Raw genomic sequence first — 5204 nt, 5'->3', positions numbered from 1 at the left:
CACGCGGCGCGCCGGCGACGCAGCGCCACCCCGACCAGCACGGCGCCCGCGAGCAGACCGCCGGCGATCATCCCGTACGTCCCGACGGTTGGGCCGGCCAGCCCGCCCGCGCCGGTGTCGACGCCTCCGGCCGGGACCACCGTGCCGCCGCGGGCGTCCTGCCGCAGTTCGGTGGTGAGGCCGCCGCTCTTCGCGTCCAGCACCAGCAGCGAGTAGACGGCTCCACCGTGGAGGCTGACCTCGGCGTCCGTGCTCGGACCGGTGCCGCCGTCCAGCCGCAGGCGCCAGCGGCCCGGCTGGACCTCACGGTAGTCCGTGGTGGTGGCGAAGCGGACCGCGTCGGCGATGGTCGGCCCGTCGGCGGCGGCGACGTCCAGCACCGGCGCGCGTACCGAGGCCTGCACCACCCGCAGCTTGGCCTGGCCGCCGGCGGGGGCGCTCAGGTCGTCGGTGAGCACCCGCAGCCCCAGGTCGGCGTGCCGGCCGACCCCGGCCACCGTGTACGCCGCGCCGGGCGCACCGCCACCTCGGTGGTGAGCACCGGCGGCTGGTCGCCGGGGCGCCCGCCCCGCGCATGGCCACCGCGTAGCGCCCGGCCGGCAGCGGCAGGTACGCCGACACCACTCCGTACCCGACGCCGGGGAAGACCCGCGGCTCGGCCGAGCCCGGCGCGGAGAGGTAGACGTCCACGGCCGGGGTGTCGGGGGAGAGGTGCGCGAGGCGCACGTACCCGACGGTCTCCTGCCGGGTGGTGGCGACGGCCGGCGTGGCGGGCGCGGTGAGCGCGGCGCCGAGCAGCAGGGTCCCCGCGCCGGCCAGCAGCCGGCGCGGCGCGGTACGGAGCAGGTGCATGTCGCCTCCGGGGAGCGGTCCAGCCGGTGTGGCCGGGCCTCCAGGGTCCCGGCCACGGGACCCGGGCGCAAGTCGTCCCTTCTGGACGACGGACACGCTGTCCGTCACCACAGTGGACCGTGCCGGCGACTGCCCGGCGGGCTCGGTACCGTGCGGTCATGACCGAGGTACGTCGCGCCACCGTGGACGATGCCGCCGAGCTGGTCCGGCTGCGTGGGCTGATGCTCGCGTCGATCGCCGGGGCGGAACCGCCGCCGGGTCCGTGGCAGGACGCCGCGGGGGAGACCCTGCGGGACCGGCTGAGCGATCCGGACGAGCCGATGGCCGCGTTCGTGGTCGAGGCGCCGGAGGCGCCGGGATCGCTGGCTGCCTGCGCGGTCGGCACGATCGAGCGGCGGCTCGGTGGTCCGGCCAATCCGAGCGGTCGGGTCGGGTACGTCTTCAACGTCTGCACCGACCCGGCTCACCGCCGGCGCGGCTACTCCCGGGCCTGCGTGACGGCGTTGCTGGACTGGTATCGCCGGCGCGGGGTGCGCACGGTCGACCTGCGCAGCTCCGAGCCCGCACAGCCCCTCTACCGGTCGCTCGGCTTCCAACCGACCCGCGATCCGGCGATGCGGCTGACACTGCCGGCCGAGCCGCGGGACTGACGGTCGGGCAGGGGGAGTGCCCGGCGGGCCGGGGAGCCCGCCGAGAGGTGTGACGGCGAAATCCTTCACATCACAGCATACGGCCGGCAATGATTTATATCAATTGATCTCTATGTGCTCCCCTCGCGATTCTCCGGGCTTCCGCCGCATGTCTATCTATTGATATCTATCTCGCACCACCACTTCCCACCCCCAGGAGTGCCACGTGCGGAGATCCCGTCTCGTCACCCTCGCCCTCAGTCTGGCGACGTCCCTCGGCGCCACGCTCGCCCTGGCCGTCCCGGCCCAGGCCGCCCCCACCGACCGGTACGTCGCCCTCGGCGACTCGTACGCCTCCGGCGTGGGCGCCGGCAGCTACACCGCCGAGAGCGGCTCCTGCCAGCGCAGCACCAACGCCTATCCGGCCCTCTACAACACCAACGTCCAGCCGGCTTCGTACCGCTCGGTGGCCTGCTCGGGCGCGCGGACGACCGACGTGACCAACAGCCAGCTCGCCGCCCTCGGCTCGAACACCACGCTGGTCAGCGTCACGGTCGGCGGCAACGACGTCGGCTTCGCCAACATCATGACCACCTGCGTGCTCTACGGCACCACGGAATGCGTGGCCGCCGTGCAGGCCGCCGAGGACAAGGCTCGCGCCCAGTTGGCCGGCCTGCTGGCCACCGTCTACAACGGAATCAGGAGCCGGGCCCCCTCCGCCCGGGTGGTGGTCGTCGGCTACCCGGTCTTCTACCAGCTCGACACCCTCTGCGTGGGGCTGAGCGACACCTCCCGGGCGAAGATCAACGAGGGCATCAACCTGGTCGACGACATCACCCGCAGCGCCGCCCTCGCCGCCGGCTTCAAGTTCGCCGACGTCCGGTCGAGCTTCGTCGGCCACCAGCTCTGCAGCTACGGCGAGAAGTGGCTGCACGCGTTGAACTACACCAACATCGGCATCTCCTACCACCCGACGGCCGCCGGGCAGGCCGGCGGCTACTACCCGGTCTTCCGGGGCGTGGCCGGCTGACCGGAGCTCCGTCCGGGACGGGCCGGCGTCCCGGACGCGAGCCCGGTTACCTGGACTCCGACCTCGCCGTCCAGGCGGTGGCCGCGGCCGCCGTCAGCGCCGCCCACCTGACGGGCCGGCGGTCGCCGACGTCAGGCCGGGAGGATCTTCTCGACGGCGGCGCGCAGCTCGGGAGCGTCCGGGGTCACCGTCGGGGCGAACCGGGCCGCCACCGTGCCGTCCGGGGCGACCAGGAACTTCTCGAAGTTCCACCGGATGTCGCCGGTGTGCCCCTCGGCGTCGGGGGTGGACACCAGCTCGGCGTAGAGCGGGTGCCGGCCCGGGCCGTTGACGTCGACCTTCTCCGTCAGCGGGAACGTCACGCCGTAGTTGACCTGGCAGAACTCGCCGATCTCGTCGGCCGTGCCGGGTTCCTGACCGGCGAACTGGTTGCACGGCACCCCGAGCACCGTCAGCCCTCGGTCGGCGTACTCGTCGGCGAGGGCCTGCAGGCCGGCGTACTGGGGGGTCAGCCCGCACCGGGAGGCCACGTTGACCACCAGCAGGGCACGGCCCCGGTACTGCGCGAGGTCGGCGGGGCCGCCGGTGAGGGCGTCGATCTGGACGTCGAAAACGGTCATGCCGCGAGGCTACGCGTCCCCCGGGCCCGGCCCGACCACGGCCGAGTAAATCGATGTATGCACATCTTGACGAAGTGATGACGCGTGAGTAGCGTCTCAGCATCCAATCTGGAAAGTTTCCTAACTGTTTAGGGAGACGCCACATGAAGAGATCGCTCCGCCGGTCCCTCTGGGCCGGTGCCGTGGTCGCGCTGGCGGTCGCGGCGGTGCCGATGGCCACCGCCGCCGCCGCCGGCAGCGTGACCGCCACGTTCGCCAAGGTGCAGGACTGGGGGACCGGTCACGAGGGGAAGGTGACCGTCACCAACGGCACCAGCGCCAGCGTCGACACCTGGCGCATCGAATTCGACCTGCCCTCGGGCACCACGATCAGCAGCTTCTGGGACGCCGACGTCACCAGCAGCGGCAACCACTACGTCGCGGTGAAGAAGAGCTGGGCCGGCCCGCTCGCCCCGGGGGCCAGCTTCAGCTGGGGCTACAACGGCACCGGCCCGTACGCCGGGCCGCTGAACTGCACCGTCAACGGCACGTCGTGCTCGGGTGGCGGCACCCCCACCACCCCGCCCTCGCCGACGGCGTCCCCGACCGCCTCACCCACGGTGTCGCCGACGACCTCACCGACCACCTCGCCCACCGCGCCGCCGCCCACCGGGGACAAGAAGGTGGTCGGCTACTTCGCCGAGTGGGGCGTCTACGCCCGCAACTACCACGTCAAGAACATCCACACCAGCGGGTCCGCCGCCAAGCTGACCCACATCCTGTACGCCTTCGGCAACACCTCCGGCGGCCGGTGCAGCATCGGTGACAGCTACGCCGACTACGACAAGGCGTACACCGCGGCGGACAGTGTCGACGGCGTCGCCGACACCTGGGACCAGCCGCTGCGCGGCAGCTTCAACCAGCTCCGCAAGCTGAAGAAGATGTACCCGCACCTGAAGGTGATCTGGTCCTTCGGCGGCTGGACCTGGTCGGCCGGTTTCACCCAGGCCGCGCAGAACCCGGCCGCGTTCGCCGACTCCTGCTACAACCTGGTCGAGGACCCGCGCTGGGCGGACGTCTTCGACGGCATCGACGTCGACTGGGAGTACCCGAACGCCTGCGGCCTGCAGTGCGACGCCAGCGGACCGAACGCGTTCAAGAACGTGGTCAGCGCCCTGCGTAGCCGGTTCGGCTCGTCGGCGCTGGTCACCGCGGCGATCACCGCCGACGGCAGCACCGGCGGCAAGATCGACGCCACCGACTACGCCGGCGCCGCGCCGAACCTGAACTGGCTCATGCCGATGACGTACGACTACTTCGGCGCCTTCAACCCGCAGGGCCCCACCGCCCCGCACTCGCCGCTGACCTCGTACGCCGGCATCCCGCAGCAGGGCTTCAACGCCGACGCCGCGATCCAGAAGCTCAAGTCCAAGGGCGTACCGGCGAACAAGCTGCTGCTCGGCATCGGCTTCTACGGCCGGGGCTGGACCGGGGTGAGCCAGGCGGCCCCGGGTGGCACCGCCACCGGTCCCGCGCCGGGCACGTACGAGCAGGGCATCGAGGACTACAAGGTGCTCAAGAACACCTGCCCGGCCACCGGCACCGTCGGCGGCACCGCCTACGCCAAGTGCGGCAGCAACTGGTGGGGCTACGACACGCCGTCCACCATCGGCGGCAAGATGACCTACGCGAAGAACCAGGGCCTCGGTGGCGCCTTCTTCTGGGAGCTCTCCGGTGACACCGGCAACGGCGAGCTGATCGGCGCCATCAAGGGCGGTCTCGGCTGAGCCGAGTGCCGACGCATCACCCACACGGCGGGGAGGGACCAGCACGGTCCCTCCCGCCCGCGTGCTCGGCCCTCTCGCGGTGCTCAGGTGGCGAGCCAGAGGGCGGCACGTTCGGCGGTTCCCAGCCGACGAGCGAGGTGTGCGCCTGCCGGCACTGCCAGGTCCGGCCGGCGTAGCTGACCCGCGCGCCCAGGGCGTACGCCGTGTTGGCCTGCCAGGCCGGCGCCCCCGCCGTGGGCGTGCCCGTCGGCGGCGCGGTCGTGGTGGGCGGCGGCGTGGTGGGCGAGGGGGAGGTGGTCGGCGGGGG

Annotated in this window: 5 protein-coding genes and 2 pseudogenes; 3 read left to right on the top strand and 4 right to left on the bottom strand. The window is 72.4% G+C overall.

The genetic code is table 11. The features are described 5' to 3' along the window. A pseudogene (locus tag JNW87_RS41055) lies at positions 1–497 on the bottom strand (DUF4397 domain-containing protein); the annotation flags it as partial. A 115-nt stretch (positions 498–612) separates the two neighbouring features. After that, a pseudogene (locus tag JNW87_RS41820) lies at positions 613–852 on the bottom strand (DUF4397 domain-containing protein); the annotation flags it as partial. 158 nt (positions 853–1010) lie between these two features. Here JNW87_RS41820 and JNW87_RS34335 point away from each other — a divergent pair. Next, positions 1011–1502, top strand: a complete 492-nt coding sequence (locus JNW87_RS34335) for a GNAT family N-acetyltransferase (protein ID WP_238455116.1) — start codon at positions 1011–1013, stop codon at positions 1500–1502. Between the two features lie 205 nt (positions 1503–1707). Continuing rightward, positions 1708–2511 carry an SGNH/GDSL hydrolase family protein gene (locus JNW87_RS34330; protein WP_238455115.1) on the top strand — a complete coding sequence of 268 codons (804 nt, stop codon included), beginning with the start codon at positions 1708–1710 and terminating at the stop codon, positions 2509–2511. Positions 2512–2642: 131 nt separating this feature from the next. On the opposite strand, the gene JNW87_RS34325 is transcribed toward JNW87_RS34330, so the two are convergent. After that, positions 2643–3131: a glutathione peroxidase gene (locus JNW87_RS34325; protein WP_109803551.1), complete on the bottom strand. Its 489-nt coding sequence runs from the start codon at positions 3129–3131 to the stop codon at positions 2643–2645. Positions 3132–3274: 143 nt separating this feature from the next. Here JNW87_RS34325 and JNW87_RS34320 point away from each other — a divergent pair, with 143 nt between their 5' ends. Continuing rightward, on the top strand, positions 3275–4897 hold the full coding sequence (locus JNW87_RS34320) for a glycosyl hydrolase family 18 protein (RefSeq protein ID WP_109803552.1): 1623 nt from the start codon (positions 3275–3277) through the stop codon (positions 4895–4897). 16 nt (positions 4898–4913) lie between these two features. Here the strand turns inward: JNW87_RS34320 and JNW87_RS41815 are convergent. Continuing rightward, the coding region (locus JNW87_RS41815) for a carbohydrate-binding protein (RefSeq protein ID WP_375373581.1) at positions 4914–5204 on the bottom strand (291 nt) is incomplete at its 5' end.

Source organism: Micromonospora sp. ATA51, assembly GCF_016802855.1.
Lineage (GTDB): Bacteria > Actinomycetota > Actinomycetes > Mycobacteriales > Micromonosporaceae > Micromonospora > Micromonospora sicca.
The sequence above is the reverse complement of the archived record's forward strand: the minus strand, read 5'-3'. Positions and strand labels throughout refer to the sequence as shown.

Bases quoted from the DNA above. Each gene is read 5' to 3' on its own strand.
- JNW87_RS34335 (WP_238455116.1), top strand. From the start codon at position 1,011: ATGACCGAGGTACGTCGCGCCACCGTGGACGATGCCGCCGAGCTGGTC.
- JNW87_RS34325 (WP_109803551.1), bottom strand. From the start codon at position 3,131: ATGACCGTTTTCGACGTCCAGATCGACGCCCTCACCGGCGGCCCCGCC.
- JNW87_RS34320 (WP_109803552.1), top strand. From the start codon at position 3,275: ATGAAGAGATCGCTCCGCCGGTCCCTCTGGGCCGGTGCCGTGGTCGCG.